This is a genomic window from Mesorhizobium sangaii, assembly GCF_014207355.1.
Lineage (GTDB): Bacteria > Pseudomonadota > Alphaproteobacteria > Rhizobiales > Rhizobiaceae > Mesorhizobium > Mesorhizobium sangaii.
This window is the reverse complement of record NZ_JACHEF010000002.1, coordinates 1,165,893-1,181,919: the sequence shown is the minus strand read 5'-3', so window position 1 is coordinate 1,181,919 and position 16,027 is coordinate 1,165,893. Positions and strand designations below refer to the sequence as shown.

The 16,027-nt window shown below is 62.3% G+C and carries 12 protein-coding genes; 6 read left to right on the top strand and 6 right to left on the bottom strand.

The window, feature by feature from the left end:
* Positions 1-23: 23 nt before the first annotated feature.
* Positions 24-218, bottom strand: coding sequence for an exopolysaccharide production repressor exox (locus HNQ71_RS14770; RefSeq protein WP_246461522.1), 195 nt, complete (start codon positions 216-218; stop codon positions 24-26).
* Positions 219-900: 682 nt separating this feature from the next.
* On the opposite strand from HNQ71_RS14770, the gene HNQ71_RS14765 reads away from it, so the two are divergent.
* Positions 901-1,578 carry a sugar transferase gene (locus HNQ71_RS14765; RefSeq protein ID WP_184873244.1) on the top strand — a complete coding sequence of 226 codons (678 nt, stop codon included), beginning with the start codon at positions 901-903 and terminating at the stop codon, positions 1,576-1,578.
* A gap of 82 nt (positions 1,579-1,660) precedes the next feature.
* Positions 1,661-2,926, top strand: a complete 1,266-nt coding sequence (locus HNQ71_RS14760; protein ID WP_425492215.1) for a polysaccharide biosynthesis/export family protein — start codon at positions 1,661-1,663, stop codon at positions 2,924-2,926.
* 397 nt (positions 2,927-3,323) lie between these two features.
* Here HNQ71_RS14760 and HNQ71_RS14755 read toward each other — a convergent pair whose 3' ends face one another.
* From HNQ71_RS14755 to HNQ71_RS14735, 5 genes are all read right to left on the bottom strand, one after another.
* Positions 3,324-4,637 carry an O-antigen ligase family protein gene (locus tag HNQ71_RS14755; RefSeq protein WP_184873243.1) on the bottom strand — a complete coding sequence of 438 codons (1,314 nt, stop codon included), beginning with the start codon at positions 4,635-4,637 and terminating at the stop codon, positions 3,324-3,326.
* Positions 4,638-4,838: 201 nt separating this feature from the next.
* A complete protein-coding gene (locus HNQ71_RS14750) occupies positions 4,839-5,666 on the bottom strand; it encodes an SDR family NAD(P)-dependent oxidoreductase (RefSeq protein ID WP_184873242.1) in 828 nt (275 codons plus the stop codon).
* Between the two features lie 68 nt (positions 5,667-5,734).
* Positions 5,735-6,229, bottom strand: coding sequence for an acetone carboxylase subunit gamma (locus HNQ71_RS14745; protein WP_184873241.1), 495 nt, complete (start codon positions 6,227-6,229; stop codon positions 5,735-5,737).
* Positions 6,226-8,430, bottom strand: a complete 2,205-nt coding sequence (locus HNQ71_RS14740; protein WP_184873240.1) for a hydantoinase B/oxoprolinase family protein — start codon at positions 8,428-8,430, stop codon at positions 6,226-6,228. The genes HNQ71_RS14745 and HNQ71_RS14740 overlap by 4 nt, the downstream gene beginning before the upstream one ends.
* A gap of 13 nt (positions 8,431-8,443) precedes the next feature.
* On the bottom strand, positions 8,444-10,573 hold the full coding sequence (locus HNQ71_RS14735) for a hydantoinase/oxoprolinase family protein (protein WP_184873360.1): 2,130 nt from the start codon (positions 10,571-10,573) through the stop codon (positions 8,444-8,446).
* A 160-nt stretch (positions 10,574-10,733) separates the two neighbouring features.
* Between HNQ71_RS14735 and HNQ71_RS14730 the strand changes: the two genes are divergently transcribed.
* From HNQ71_RS14730 to HNQ71_RS14715, 4 genes are all read left to right on the top strand, one after another.
* Positions 10,734-11,513, top strand: coding sequence for a helix-turn-helix transcriptional regulator (locus HNQ71_RS14730; protein ID WP_184873239.1), 780 nt, complete (start codon positions 10,734-10,736; stop codon positions 11,511-11,513).
* A 324-nt stretch (positions 11,514-11,837) separates the two neighbouring features.
* Positions 11,838-13,169: a glucoamylase family protein gene (locus HNQ71_RS14725; protein ID WP_184873238.1), complete on the top strand. Its 1,332-nt coding sequence runs from the start codon at positions 11,838-11,840 to the stop codon at positions 13,167-13,169.
* Positions 13,159-14,682 (top strand): mercuric reductase, encoded by a 1,524-nt coding sequence (locus HNQ71_RS14720; RefSeq protein ID WP_184873237.1) that lies wholly within the window; start codon positions 13,159-13,161, stop codon positions 14,680-14,682. Before HNQ71_RS14725 ends, HNQ71_RS14720 begins: the two co-directional genes overlap by 11 nt.
* 118 nt (positions 14,683-14,800) lie before the next feature.
* The gene (locus tag HNQ71_RS14715; RefSeq protein ID WP_184873236.1) at positions 14,801-16,015 is read left to right on the top strand and encodes a glycosyltransferase family 4 protein; all 1,215 of its coding nucleotides are present in this window, start codon (positions 14,801-14,803) and stop codon (positions 16,013-16,015) included.
* Positions 16,016-16,027: the final 12 nt, after the last annotated feature.

Genomic DNA, 16,027 nt, shown 5'->3' with positions numbered 1-16,027 from the left:
CATCACCTGAACATCGACACAGCCTAGTGCAGGCTTCGCCTGGCACTGCCCAGCTTCTCGCCTTCGGCCACCTCGGGCGCATTCAGCTTTCTCTCCGCGTCGCGAGCCATATCGGCCGGCGTCGGCGGGCTCCTGGCGATCATGGCATAGACGAGCACGAAGTAGCCCGCCTGAATGATAATTGCGCAGATGATGACGCGGATCAGCGTCGTGCCCATGGACGCGCCGCCTAGCCATGACCAGGCAACGACGATCGCAAGAGCGAAAAGCATCCCGACGATGAATTTTGGAAGCGCCATACCCAACAGCCCATAAACCGGCTCGGGTCTATATAACGATTGCCCCACCCGAGCGCCGTCCCTTGTCATGCGGGCTTGTTAAGGTCGCCCGCTCTCGGCCGGTTGCTTCCGGCCTTTTCTACCTGTCGCCACTGTGACAGGTATAATTTGCAATTCTATTAAGGCGAGCAGTAGGCGGCAAGGGCAACTCCGGATATTTTTGATTGAGATTTTGCGATCGATTCGGTCATGCTGCAATGCACGCAAAGGGATTTGAACCGACCTCCAATGGTCGCCATTCTTGAGTAAAAGAAACAATATTAAGTAGTATTTTACGGGATTCGCCTTGAGTATCGAGCTCAGCTAAAGCACTAATATGCTCCGTGCCCTACCCCATAGGACAGCCCGCCTAAGAACCGCCCCAAAAAGGCCCTTATTTTTCGGGCCTTGCCCATTTATTGTCACAAATGTGCTAAATATCCCGAAATTTGTGCATGGCTAGCTTATTATTTAGTCAATTCATGACGCGACTATTTCAACCGGTTGGTAAATTGTGTGTTGCGCTGCAACATTTTTTTGGTATCTTGCGGCGAACCATTCGTTCACGCATGGAGTTTACGGCATGAGGGACGTAGCCAAGTCGGCCACAGCGGGCTTTTCGCAGGTCGACATTGATTTTCCGCCGCCGATCGGCGGCCTGCTCAAACGCAGCTTCGATATCACCGGATCACTGATTGGCTTGATCGCTCTCAGCCCGCTGTTTGTTATGATCGCTCTGCTCGTCAAACTTTCCGACGGCGGATCGATTTTCTACGGCCACAGGCGAATCGGGCGCGGCGGACGGATTTTTCCGTGCCTGAAGTTCCGCACCATGGTTCCCGATGGCGACAAGGTGCTGGCCGCTTATCTCGCCACCAACCCGGACGCCAACGCGGAATGGGTGGCGACCCGCAAGCTGAAGAACGATCCGCGCGTCACCCGCGTCGGAGCGGTCCTGAGGAAACTCAGCCTCGATGAGCTTCCGCAGATCATCAACATCCTGCAGGGCGACATGAGCCTTGTCGGTCCTCGTCCGGTCGTGCGCGACGAGCTTGAGATCTATGGCACCTCCGCCGTCTACTATCTGAAATCCCGTCCGGGCCTGACCGGCCTGTGGCAGGTCAGCGGCCGCAACGATGTCTCTTATGACAGCCGCGTCGCCTTCGATCGCCACTATGTCGAAAACTGGTCGCTGTTCGAGGACGTTCGCATCATCATCAAGACTGTCCCTGCCGTCTGGATGTCACGCGGTTCTTACTGACCGCCGCGATGCCAGGCTTTCGCGGCAAGCATCATCGGGCGATGGGGCTAAAGCGGATCGGAACGTTCAGTTGAAAACAGATATCTTTGTAGCCCTTCGCAGCGGCCCGGTTTCTGGCCGGCTGCGGCGGGCGCGTTTGCTGGCCGCCTGCGTTGCCATGTCGCTGGTCATCCCCCACATGGCCGCCGCCGACGAATACCGTCTCGGATCGCAGGACAAGCTCACCATCCGCGTTGCCGAATGGCAGACGGTCGAAGGCACATTCCGTGACTGGTCGGCTGTGAATGGCGAGTACACGGTTGGCCCTTCCGGCACGCTGTCGGTGCCGTTTGTGGGCGAGCTTCCGGCGTCCGGCAAGACCACGTCCGAAATCGCCACGGCGATAGGCCAGGCATTGCAGCGCAAGCTCGCTCTGTCGGACAAGCCGGAAGCCTCTGTCGAAATGGCGCAGTACCGGCCATTCTACATTTCGGGCGAAGTCCAGAACCCCGGCCAATTTCCCTATGTGCCCGAGCTGACAGTGCTGAAGGCCATCAGCGTCGCCGGTGGCATCAGGCGAAGCGCCGACTACGGCCCGCAGCTCGGCAAGGACCTGGTCACCGCCAAGGGCAATTTCGATATCTCTGACGACCAGCGCATTCGGCTGCTCGTCAAGCGCGCCCGCATCGACGCCGATATGGCCGGCAAAGCGAGTTTCGAGGTGCCGAAGGAGGCCGAGGGCGATCCGCGGTTGCCAGCCATCGTCGCCGACGAGATGACGATCCTGACGTCCGACCAAAAGGCGCTGAAGCTGAAACTTGAGGCGCTCAGCGATCTGAAGGGGGTTTTGCAGTCCGAGATCGAATCGCTGCAGAAGAAGATCGTCAACCAGCAGCAGCAGGTCGACCTGGCACAACAGCAGCTCACCAGCATCGGCCCGCTGGCTCAGAAAGGCCTGATCGCCAACGCCCGGCTGCTGGATTCGCGGCAGTCCGTCGCTGACCTGCAGGGCAAGATCCTGGACTACGAAACGGCCATCCTCACCGCCAAGCAGGCGATCAGCAAGGCGACGCAGGATGCCATCGATGCCCAGAACACCTTGAGTTCAAATCTCGCCACCGACCGGCAACAGACCGAAGCCGACCTCAACGAGGCCGGGCTCAAGGTGAATATGCAGAAAGGCCTGATGGCCCAGGCCAGCGACCCCTCGATGAGAGTCGCCAGCGAAACCGACCAGCAATCCAGCCTGCTCTACGCACTGGTGCGGGTCGTCGACGGCAAGAGCAGCGAAATCTCGGCGAAGGAAGATACGCCGGTGCTGCCCGGCGACGTGATCAAGGTCAAGCTGGCGCCGCTGACCAGCCAGTAGACCCCCAGCCAGTAGACCCCTCCAGCAGTTCACCGTTTCACGCAAACGGCGAACTGCCCTAACTCTTTGTTTTAACGCAATTCCCTAAGGGAAAGCGCTACGCGCTTTTCCCGTGAAAACCGTTTCATACTTTTCCTGGAATTGTTCTAGCCAGCAGACCCCGGAACCCCTGCACGATCCGGCGTTTCAATCCTTCCCGCCAGGGATGGATCCCGCCTTGCGCCAGGCCTGCCTGGGTGAAGGCTCCCAGGCGAAGCCTCCTTTGGCCCGCTTCAGGCTGTGAAACGATAAAGCGCGTCGCGTTTGAAGGGATTCATACGACACGCTTCAAGTCTTTGTTTTTATGCCAGTCCTTGTCTCAAAACCCGCTGCGCACTCTCGAGCGTCATGCACTGGCTCAGGATGGGTTGGCGGCCGCCGGGCCACTGACATGCCTGGGCCAGGCAGCCTCTCTCTTCGCCGCCTCCGCGGGCTCGAAGGCGGGACTCCACCGGGTGCGGGTGACCGGCAGCCGCGCCAGCTTGAAGAAGCTGAAATACATCAGGAAGGAGCCCATGATGTAGGGGTTGAGAATCTCGACCTCGACGAACGAGCGGATCAGGAGCAGCACCATCACGCCGAAGAGGATCACGGAATCCGCTTGCCATGCCCTGAAGATCACCGCCGAGACGTGGCCGTAGAGCGTGCGCAGCATGATCAGCGAGACCAGCGTCGCTCCGACGAAGCCCAGTTCGACAAGGGCTTCGATATAGGTGTTGTGGAAGTGGAAGCCGGTGCGGGTGGTGATGTAGAATTCGTTCCACAGCCGCTCGGCTTCCGCGAAGCCCTGCACCCAATAGGCGGCATAGCCGAGGCCGAGAATTGGCGCCTTCTGCACGGCGTTCCAGCCCTGCTCCCACAGATAGGTTCGTCCGGTGAGCGTCGAATCCTTGCCGAAAAGGCCAAGGACGAAGTCCATCAGCCCGAGATTCAAGGCGACGAAGGCAACCACGACCAGCAGGCCGGCGCCGATCAGGAAAATCACCCGGCGATAGCGCCGCGACAGCAGCTTGCTCATGGTAAGAAGCGCCACCAACGCCAGGACCGCCGGTATCGAGGCCATCGAGGTGGCGGAATGCGCAATGACCAGCAGATAGGCCGACAACAGCACGATAGGCACCGCCAGGATGACGCTCCGCCAGCCGCGCCTGTAAAAAGCAAGGAATACGACGCAGAAATAGATGCCGAGCGAGGCGACAAAGCCAATCTGGTTCTTGGAGGCGAAAGCGCCGACGAAGTTGTAGGTGCCGTCGAGAACGTCCTCGGAATAGTTTCCGACCCGCAGCGAATAGAGCAGGACGACGAATATCCCGATCAGGGCGCCTATGGTCAATGTGCGCACGCTGACGGTGCGCGCCGCGACGTAGGCGCAGGCAATATGGGAAAAATACTGGATCGACGTCCTCGCGGTGATGCCGGGCGCCTGCGACCAGAAGACCGAGAGGCAGACATAGGCGGCAAACAGCAGCGGCAGCCAGGCACTGGACAGGTGCCGCAGGAACCGCCGGTAGTCAACCAGGATGAGCGGCAGCCAGACCGCATAGTAGGCGAGGATCAGGATCTGGCCAAAAATGACCGAATAGGAAAACGCCCAGATCGAGACGGCCACGGCAAAACTGCCATAGACCGAATTCTTCTCGGGATCGACCAGCAGGGACTTTGGAATCTTCATGTCAGAGTCCCGCCGGCGCGACCCAAGGCCGGCAGGCCATGGGCCAACCGGCATATCCGCAAACAAGGGCGTGCAATAAACGGCGTCTCCATTGTGCAGTGCAATATAACCTATCGCGCCCTGCGCTCAATGGCAAATCCGGTCACCTTGTCTTACAGCGAGGCGATTGCCGAGATCAGGCTACAATTGCCTGGATCGGCGCTACCACAGTGCTCCGCCGGTGATCTGTATGTTTTCCATGGTGATGCCCTTGGCCAGATCCGAGCACAGGAAAACGGCGAGAGCGGCGATCTCCTGTGGCTGCAGGAGGCGCTGCTGCGGGTTGCCGTTGGCGATTTCAGCCATTGCTTGCTCCGCCGTTCGCCCCTTGCCTTCGCGCTCGACCACCTGCGCCACATTGCGGCGCATCAGTTCGGTCTCGACCCAGGTCGGACTGATCATGACACAGGTGACGCCATGCGCCGCCCCTTCGAGCGCCACGCAGCGGGTCAGGCCGAGCAGGCCGGCCTTGGAAGCGCAATAGGCCGGGTTGTCCTTCCAGCCGACGGAGGCGGCGGTCGAGCCTATGTTGACGATACGGCCCCAGCCGCGTTCGATCATGCCCGGCAGCACGGCACGGGTGACGCGGAAGGCGCCAGTCAGATTGGTGTCGACGATCTTGTCCCACAGCGCGTCGGAGTGGCCGCAGACCGGCTGCTCGGCGGTGGTGCCGGCGGCGTTGACCAATATGTCGGCGGGGCCGATAGCGGCTTCGGCTTCCGCCACGAATCGGTTGGTGACGTCGCTGTCGCGGACATCGAGATGGGCGGCGTGAACCCTGGTGCCATGGGCGGCAAAAGCCGCGCGCACGCGTTCGATTTCGCCGGCGCTGGGATAATAGGCGGCATCGGATTTGTCGGCGCCGGCGGGCGCGATGTAGGAGCCGACGGCGACATTGGCGCCAGACTCAGCCAGTGCCGTGGCAATGGCAAAGCCCATTCCGGAAAACCCGCCAGTGATGATCGCGCTGCGGCCGGAAAGGTTCGTCATCAGGCATGGTCTCCAGACAATTCGGTGCGGGCAACCAAGCTACCTTGCCAGCGACGCGGTTCACAACATCAGGTTCCCTGGAGTGGTTTGCCCAGCCATTCGTGATAGAAACCTTCGAGATCGGGTTCGAAATCATGCACGATCGGATAGCCCGGCGCCGCCGCCTCGACCTCGTGCAAGGTGCCGCATTGCGGGCAGATGAATTCGCGGATTTCCATCCATTCGGGATCGGGAAGATCGCTGTTCGGATAGATCTCGCGCAGCGATTGCTCGGTGTTGCGCACGTTAATCGCGGCGTTGAGCTTCCAGTTCTTGCGATAGTCACCGAAGGAGTGGCCGCACTCGCAGCGGGTGATGCGCTCATCGCCGCTCTGGCAGATGAAGAGATGATCCGAGACCGGCAGCAGGATTGGATCTTTCCAGGCGACGCGGTCCTGATAGACCGCGACCATCTTGAAGAAGCGATCATCGTCCTTGTAGGCGCTCATGATGCGCCGGGTCTGCGGCCAGGGCAGCTGGCCAGCAGCCAGATCGCGGATGACTTCCTTGCTGTACGAGGTCATGGCTTTGCTCCCGGCGTGAAGATCGATCTGGCGTCGACGTTCCAGAAATCACTGAAATCCTTGGTGAAGCGCGACGACAGCTTGATCGCGCTGGCGTACATTTTCTTCACCTCGGGCGCGAAGTCGGCCTTTTCGACCCGGCCACGCTCGGCCGCGATCCAGTCCGCCACCGGGATTGCCTTCGCCAGGCGCTCCTTGCGCATGGCGGCGCGACGCGTCACGGTCGCATCGATATCGGCCTTGGGATAACCGTCTTCATCATCCTTCAGCACGATGCCGAAAACCTGGTCCGCCGCTTCGCGGGTGAGAAAGCCATTCTCGACATCCCATGCCGTCTTGATCGGATCGCGCTCCAGCACGTCGCCATAGCCGCCGCCGCCATTGTAGGAATGGCTGAAGATGTCGCCCTCCTTGTGCGGCGAGGTGATGTAGGGGCCTTCGACCACGACATGGTCGCCGCCAATGTTTTTCTCGTAGTCCGACATATGCGGGTCGATGCCTGGCGCATGCGCCAGCGGTTCGCCCCTGGCCGCCAGTTCATGGATGTTGGAATTGCGCACCGCGCGGTGCTTCTGACAGGTCGGTGCCGGATAGCCGCCGCACGTGCCGCCATTGTCGAACACACGCGAAGAGTGCTCCGAGGTGTGGAGCCGCAGATGCGGGGTCTTGTTGATCAGCCAGGTCGAGACGAAGGAACAGCCGCCGCGATATTTGCCGGCACCGCCGGAATTCGGCACGATCGAACGGCCGATATAGACCATCGGCATCGACTGTTCCCAGACCTCGATGTTGCCCATGTCGGATTCCGGGTTCCAGCCGACATAGGCGGTGTCGAGGCCATCCTTGATGGCGAGCGCACCGGAACCGGCCGCGGCGCATTCGAAATGCGCCATGCCGAACGGCGTGCCGTACTGGCTTTCGCCGCCCATCTCGATCATCGGGCTGTTGACCTGGCCGACGAACGCCTCCTCGACGAAACCACGGGCAATGAAGCTGCGCGACAGCAGCCGCTGGAACACGCCATAGGCGGGCAGCAGCAGCGCCCATGAGGTGGCAGTCGCCACCATCTCATTGTCGGGGTTGGTCCAGGTGCCGTGCGGCAGTTTCAGCTCTGTCGCCATCCAGGCGCCGTCATTGACCAGGCCTTCGAAATTCATGTGCTGGGTCAAGGTCACGAACATGCCGCCGTCCATGCCGGCCGGCGTGCAGTTCATCGAATGGTAGCCCCAGGGCTGGGTGCCCTCGAAGTCCATGGTGATCTTGCCGTCGGTGGTGATCTCCATCTCGATCGGGATGTTGTAGAGCCAGTCCGGATCGCCGAGCAGCTGGAAGCCGGGCTTGCCTGCTGTGACGTGGCCATAGAAGGTGTGGCCGCGATAGATGCCGGGCACGGTGAGCTGGCGGGTCCGGGCAAGCTGGGCGCGGCGGCCTTCCTCGATGAACTCCTTCGACACCTTCATCCAGTAGTCGAGGCCGATCTCGGAGATCAGCTGCTTGACGCTTTCGCGCATGTCGATGCAGGAGGCGACCTTGGCCTTTTCGTCCAGCACCCAGTAGATCGGCATGCGCAGATTGCGCTCGCAGCGGATGACATAGTCGCGGCGGATCTCGTCGTTCTCTCCGATCTTCTCGGCGCAGACGAACAGGCCTTCGGTGAAGCGCTCCTGCGCCAGGCAGACGTCGCCGCCGGGCGTGATGCCGCCGGCTTCGAGCTCGTGGCAGACCGCACCGGCCCAGCCGACCAGCGTGCCTTCATGGAAGATCGGCACCACGTCCATCACGTCGGGCACCTGCACGGTACCGATGAAGGCGTCGTTGTTGGCGAAGATGTCGCCTTCGCGGATGCGCGGGTTTTCCTCGTAGTTCTTCTTGATCATCCACTTGATGAAGCGGCTCATCGTGTGGACATGCACCATGATGCCGTTGGAGAGCGCGATGGCATCGCCCTCAGGCGTGTAGATCGCCACCACCATCTCGCCGACCTCGCGCACGCCGGGCGAAGCCGAGATGCGGCGGGCCATTTCGCGAGCCGAGACGCAATAGGCGCGCAGCTTGGTGTGCAGCGTCTCGAATTTCAGCGGATCCTGGTTGCGCAGCGTGAGTTCCGTGATGCCGTCATAGCAGCCGGTCTCTTCCATCAGCCGCTGGGAATCGAGCAGTCTTTCGCGAAGGCGCAGGGCCGAGGCAGGTTTGTCCAACATGGCGGTCGCCCTCTCAAGCGTGGGTGTAGTGCAGCAGCGTCCATTCATCGACATGGACGCGATCTTGCGGATGAACGACGAGCGTCGTGGCGGGATGTTCGATGATGGCCGGGCCGATCACCTCATGGCCGGGCTGCAGGAGATCCATCTCGTAGAGATTGGCCTTGTGCCAGCGGCCACCGATATAGGCCTCGCGCACACCCTTGTGGGCGGCAGCCGGATTGGAGGCACCGAGCGGCCGCTTGAGCAGCACCGGCTTGACCTTGTCGGCGGTGGCGATCAGCCCGAGTTCGGTGATGGTGAAGCCGGCTTCGCCATAGCGCGACACGCGATGGTTGACCTTGGCGTAGACCGCCTCGAACTCGTCGAGCACCTTGCGCATGTCGTCAGCCGAATTGACCTCGGCAAGCGGCGCCATCACTTCGACGTCCTCGAGCTGGCCGGTGTAGCGCATCATCAGGAACGGCACGGTCCTGATCTTTTCGCGCGCGTGGCCGTCGGCGATCATCTCGTCGACCGCCGCCTTGGTCAGATCGTTCCAGACCGTGGTGACCTTGGCGCCGAAAGCGGCAAGCGTCGCCTCGTCGGCGCGCGAGGGGATGTCGTGCTGCGTCGACACCGAATGGCGGCGCATGAAATCGGCGGTGGTGCATCCGAAAGCCGAGAAGGCGGCGGCGAACTGGAAGGTGATGATGTCCTTAAAGCCGATGCCCCTGGAGCAGCCGGCCAGGTGCAGCGGACCCGAACCACCGTAGGAAAGCAGCGTGAACTCGGAGGGATGGATGCCCTGGCCGGAGATGACGCGGCGCAGCGCGTTGTTGGCGTCGGCTTCCAGCATGTCGATCATGCCTTCGGCGGCCTCCTCGACGCCAACGCCGAGCACGCGGGCGCACTTCTCCTCGAAAGCTGCCCTAGCCTTCTCGACCTGCAGCACGACCTTGCCGCCGAGGAAGTAATACGGGTTCAGCCGCCCCAGGATGGCGTCGCAATCGGCGATGGTCGGCTCGGTACCGCCCCTGGCGAAGCAGATCGGGCCAGGATCGGAGCCAGCGCTTTCCGGCCCGAGCGAGACCTTCTTGGTCAGCGGATCGACCTTGAGGATCATGCCGGCGCCCGCACCGATGGTGTCGAGATGCAGCGTCGGCACGTTGAGCTTGAAACGGTCCATCAGCGGCTCGTTCTCGATCCGCGTCTGGCCGCGCGTGATGACGCCCATGTCGAAGGAAGTGCCGCCCATGTCCGAGCAGATCAGCGAGTCGTTGCCGATCAGCTTGCCGACATAGGCCGCACCCAGGATGCCGCCGATCGGGCCTGAAATCATGGTTTCATGCAGGCGCGGATGATTGATCGAGGTCAGGCCGCCGAAGGAGAGCAGCGTCTGAACGCCGTATTTGAAGCCGTATTTCTTCGAAACGTCTTCGATCCCCTTGAGCTGTTTGCGGCCCCGTGAGGTGGCGTAGGCCTCGATCAGCACCGAGTTTAGCCGCGACTGTTCGCGGATGACCGGACGAACCTCGTGGCTTGTGTAGACGGTGATTTCGGCGCCAGCTTTTGCGATCTCCTCGCGGCAGATCTTGGCGATGCGCTTCTCGTGCACCGGATTGACGTGCGAGAAGATCGTCATGATGCAGATCGCCTCGACCTTGTCGGCGATCAGTTTTCTTGCAGCGGCGGAAACCTCATGCTCGTAGAGCGGCAGCACGATGTCGCCGAACTGGTCGATGCGTTCGGTCACGCCATGGGTGCGGCGGCGCGGCACCAGCGGGTCGGGATGATGGTGGGTCACCGCATGCAGCCGGTCGGCATAGGAATAGTCGGCCCAGGCCTGCAGGCCACGGCCCATCAGGATCATGTCCTCGAGGCCCTTGGTGGTGATCAGGCCGAGCCGGCGCCCGGTGCGCGACAGCAGCGTGTTGAGCATGCCAGTGCCGGAATAGAGCACGACGTTGACGCCGGAAAACAGCTGTTCCAGCGAGATGCCCCAGGCATCCGCCGCGTCCTCGGCCGAGGCGAGGAAACCTTCGGCTTCGTTCTTCGGCGTGGTCGCCGACTTGCCGATCTTGAAGTGGCCGTCCTGATCGACAAGGATCGTGTCGGTCATGGTGCCGCCGGCGTCGATACCGATGACGATTGGATTGCCAATGATCGGCGAATTGCCAACGATGGGGCCGGTGAGGTTGGGCTGGGTCACGGTCGCCTCGGGATGTGGTCTAAGTTGTCCCTAGGCTAGATTCGGCGGGTGGCTTCGCGCCATATGCCTAAAGACACAATGACGGCCTGGCCGACATCGCCGAGAAAAGGGCATGCGCATGGGGACCATCTGGGCGCCGCTCGCCAAAGCAATCGCCGCCACCGGCACGGACAGGCATGTCGACTGCCTGATCGACCTGATCGGCGCGGATATCGCGCACGACCTCGTCACCGTGACGCGCTATTCGGCGACGCAGACACCCGAATTCGTCAAGCACCGGCGCTTTTCGGACGAGATGGTGCAGCGCTACCTCGCCAGCTACTATGTCTTCGACCCCTTCTACGCGTCGTGGCGGCGCGAGCGCAGGCTCGGTATCATGCCGCTGAAGCGGCTTGCCGACGACGCGGCCAAGCGCGGCCAGTACATTGCCGGCTTCCTGGCGCAGTCGGAAATCTGCGACGAGGTCGGCATCATGCTGGCCGATGGCGGCGACTGGTGCCTCGGCATTTTCCTCGACCGCTCGGCCACCGCATTCAAGGACAGCGAGATCGCCCTGCTGGACGAACGGCTGCCGGTGTTCGAGGCGTTGCATGCGCTCGACATCAAGGCGCGCGGAACCGTGTTCTCCCGCACCTCGGCGCCGACCGGCCCCGGCGCCTCGCCCCGGCAGGAGCCGACCATCCCGGCAAGCCTGTGGCCGGAGCTGTCGCTGCGCGAGCGGGAGTTGGTTCAGCTGATCCTGGCCGGCCACCCGACGGCGAACATCGCCGAGCGCCTCGGTATCACCGTCGGAACCGTCAAGAACCATCGCCGCCGCATCTACGAAAAACTCGACATCACCACAGAGCGGGAACTGTTCCTGCAGTTCTTCCAGCACCAAGCGGACCGATAGAAGCTTCGCCGAACTGCCCCGCGCCTCATTGCGGCAAGACAGCCTTCGCTCCGATCGGCTTGTTTTCGCCGGTGATGGGTGGCTGCGCCATCCGCAGGAATATTCCCCGCGTCCGCGGATGCAGCTACAATTCTGCGTGACGGGGGCAACGAAGGCAGCGTGACACGCGTATGATTGCCAACGCCCGAATCAACGATGACCCAAGAAGATATGGGAAAGCCATGACACGGAGTGACAGTTCGGCAAATTCGACAAGCTCCCAGGGGCTTGCCATCGCCATGCGACCGGCGAAGGCTATGGCCGTCAGGCTGGAGCTTGCTTCGTTTGCTTAGAGCCGAACCCGCCGCACTGTCCGATGACGAGCTTCTGGATCGCTACCAGCGTGCGGCCTTCGACTATTTCCTGGAGAACGTGAACCCCGAAAACGGGTTGGTCGCCGATACGTCGCGGCCGAATTCACCGGCCAGCATCGCGGTCGTCGGTTTCGCCCTGTCCTGCTATCCGATCGGCGTCGAGCGCCGCTGGATGACACGCGAGGCGGCGGTGAAGCTGACGCTTGCGGCACTGCGCTTCTTCTGGACCTCCACGCAAGGCAATGGCGACGACGTCACCGGCCACAAAGGCTTCTACTACCACTTCCTCGACATGCGGACCGGCCTGCGCGTCTGGCGCTGCGAACTGTCGATGGTGGATACCGCATTGCTGATCGCCGGCGTGCTGGTGGCGGGCGCCTATTTCTCCGGTGACGATGACGAGGAAGCCGAAATCCGGCAGCTGGCCGAAGCACTCTACCGGCGTGTCGACTGGCGATGGGCGCAAGGCAGCAGTCCAACCTTGCGGCAGGGCTGGAAGCCGAAGAGCGGCTTTCTCCACTATGGCTGGGAAGGTTACAACGAAGCGACGATCCTCTATGTGCTGTCGATGGCCTCGCCCGACAGCCCGACTTCGGACGACAGCTACACCGGATGGACGGCGACCTACCAGTGGGAAAACATCTACGGCTACGACGTGCTCTATGGCGGACCGCTGTTCATGCACCAATTCTCGCATGCCTGGATCGATTTCGCCGGCATTCGCGACGCTTTCATGCGCGAGAAGAATTCGGACTATTTCGAAAACAGCCGCCGCGCGACCTACCTCCACCGCGACTATGCGCGGCACAACCCCTATGGCTATGACGGCTACGACGAGAACCTGTGGGGACTTTCGGCAGGCGACGGGCCGGGCGGCTTTCGCACCAGCGTGGCGCGGCAGCGTCGCCGGTTTTCCGGCTATGCCGCGCGTGGCGCGCCGTTCGGGCCGGATGACGGGACGATTGCCCCATGGTCCTACCCGGCGTCGCTGCCTTTCGCGCCTGATCTCTGCCTCGCGGCATTGCGCCATCTCGGGGATCGCTACCCCGAGGTGATCGACAATTTTCGGCTGCCGAGCGGCTTCAATCCGACGCTGGCGAACCGGCGAAAATTCGGCCGCAACGGCTGGGTGTCGCAAGGCCACTACGGCCTGGACCAGGGCATTGTGGTGATGATGATCGAGAACCACCGCTCGCGCCTGGTCTGGAAGTTGATGCGGTCCAACCAGCACATCCGTCGCGGCTTGCGCAAGGCGGGCTTCACGGGTGGATGGCTGTCGAGGGATGACGGCGATGGCCCGTGACCGGACTGCCGCCTTCCCTGTCGACCGCAATGACGTCGAGCTGATCCAGCACGCCCATCCACCGCACTGGAAGAACCCTGAGCCGGACGGTCCCTACAACCTCGTCGTCATCGGCGCCGGGCCGGCCGGGCTGACCGCCGCCCGCGACGCGGCCGGCCTCGGCGCAAAGGTCGCGCTGATCGAGCGCAACCTGATCGGCGGCGCCTGCGTCAATGTCGGCTGCATTCCGTCCAAGTCGGTCATCCGCACGGCCAGGCTCTATGCCGATATGCGCGATGCCGAAAGTTTTGGCGGCGACACGCCGGACCGTCTTCACGTCGACTTCCAGCGGGCCATGAGGCGGATGCGGCAAATCCGGCAGCGGATAAGCCGCGCCGATTCGGCCGCGAGGATCGCGTCGGAAGGCATCGATGTCTTTTTCGGCGACGCGCGGTTTGCCGGACCAGACGCGGTCATCGTCGCCGGCAAGACGCTGCGTTTCATGAAGGCGCTGGTCGCGACAGGCGCCAGTGCGAGCCTGCCGGCGATTCCTGGGCTGGCTGAAACCGGTTATCTCAACAACGAGACCGTGTTCAACCTCACGGCCTGCCCGCCACGGCTTCTGGTCATCGGCGGTGGACCGCTCGGTTGCGAGGCGGCGCAGGCCTTCTGCCTGCTGGGCGCGAAAGTCATCCTGGCCCAGCGGGACCCGATGTTCCTGCCCGGCGAGGAACGCGACGCCGCCCAGGTCCTTTCGGATGCGCTGGCGCGCGAAGGGGTCGAGGTTCGCCTCAACACCGAGGTCGTGGCGGTGCGGACGGCAGGCGGCAAGAAGCTCGCCGACCTGCTGCGGGACGACGACACGACGACGATTTCCGTCGACGAAATCATCACCGGCATCGGCCGTTCGCCCAATGTCGACGGCCTCGATCTGGAAAACGCCGGGGTGGCATACGATGCCGACGGCATCAAGGTGGACGATTATCTGAGGACCACAAATCCGCGCGTCTATGCGGCGGGCGATGTCTGCCTCGACTACAAATTCACCCACATCGCGGAGGCAACGGCCCGCATCGTCGTGCAGAACGCCCTGTTCCTCGGGCGCAAGAGGGTGAGCGAGCTGATCGTGCCGTGGTGCACCTATACCGATCCGGAAATCGCGCATGTCGGCCTCTATCCGGCACAGGCGCGCCAGGATGGCATCCCGGTCAAGACCTATACGGTGCTGATGCACGACGTCGCGCGTGCGGTCATGGACGGCGAGGAAGAGGGTTTTGTCAAAATCCACGTCAAGGAAGGGTCCGACCGCATTCTGGGTGCCACGGTCGTCGCCAGCCATGCCGGCGAGATGATCAATGCGGTGTCGCTCGCCATCAAATCCGGTATGGGACTGCACGCGCTGGCCGACGTCATCCATCCCTTCCCGACGCAGGCACAAGGCATAAAGATGGCCGGAGACGCCTACCGGCGAACCCGTTTCACCTCATTTTGGAAGCGGTTGTCGGCGCGCTGGCTGGCATGGTCCAGGCGCTGACCCTTGCGGCCCGCCGCCATGTTGATGCTCCGGACATCCAAAGAGATCATGCGCTTGACGAAAGCGCCGTTCAGCTAAACAAGTCGACCCCCTTTTTGTGATCGCGGAACCGTCTGGAATGCCTTCTGGAACAGAGCCTCGGAGCGCCGAACGGCGTGTGCTGGTCGTGTCGCACGATCCGGCCTTTCCGCCGAAGTCCGGCACGGATCTGCGCAACCACCGCAATGCCGTGGCGGCAGCGGCGTTCGGACCCGTCTGCCTGGCATCGGTGCGGCCTCAGGCTATGGAAGCAGTCGATCCGCCAATCCGCATCGAGGCCCTGTCGATCGAAGGCGAAGCTCGTACCGGTTCGGTCGGCTGGTGGCGCATAAGGGCAGAACATCGCATTTCGCGCTCTGCCTTGACGCGGCTCGAGACACTCGTTCGAGACTTCCGCCCGGACACAATTGTTGTCGAGGGCATCGGCCTGTTCAAGCTTCTGCAGCCTTTGAGGCCCCTGACGAAACAGCTCATCCTCGACATGCACAATGTCGAGTCCGACCTGGCGAGACAATTGCATCGCGCCGACAAGGCGCGATCCGCCGCGGCCAGGCTTGCCACGGCCATTGCCATCAGGCGCCTCGAAGGAAAGGCGCTTTCCCTTGTCGACAGGGTCTGGGTCTGCTCGAACGAGGACCGCGAAAGGCTGATGACCCTTTTCCCGCACAGAGTGCCGGTCGATGTCGTTCCGAACGGAATTCCCCACGCCGGCGATATCCCCGAGACGCTGCCCGCCGAGCCTGCGGCTGACAATGGCTTTCCGGTGATCCTGTTCGTCGGCCATCTCGACTATCCGCCCAATGTCGATGCCGCCAAGAGATTAGCCGGCATCATATTTCCCCGCGTCCAGCAGGCTTTTCCGGCGGCGACACTGGTTATTGCCGGGCGCAGGCCGAAACCGGCCGTACGGGCGCTGGCCGGATTGCCTGGCGTGGAGCTTGTCGAAGACCCGGAAACCATGGCGCCGTTCCTGTCCAGGGCACATCTCACCATCATCCCGCTTGCTGCAGGCGGCGGCACGCGCATCAAGATTTTGGAGGCGATGGCCTGGGGCGTGCCGGTGATCGCTACGCCGCTGGCCGCCGAGGGGCTTGGCTTTATCGAGAACCAGGAGCTGCTGCTGTCGGATAGCGATGAGGAGCTTGCCCAGATGGCGGTCGGACTTTGCCTGGACGCTGAACGCAGAGCAAATCAGCGCATCCGGGCGCATCAGGCTGCATGGACCAGGTTCGGCCCGCGAGCCATCCGCAACGCCGTTCGCGACGGGCTGGGGCTCGACGAGGCTGGTGGGTGATTGAGGCGCAGA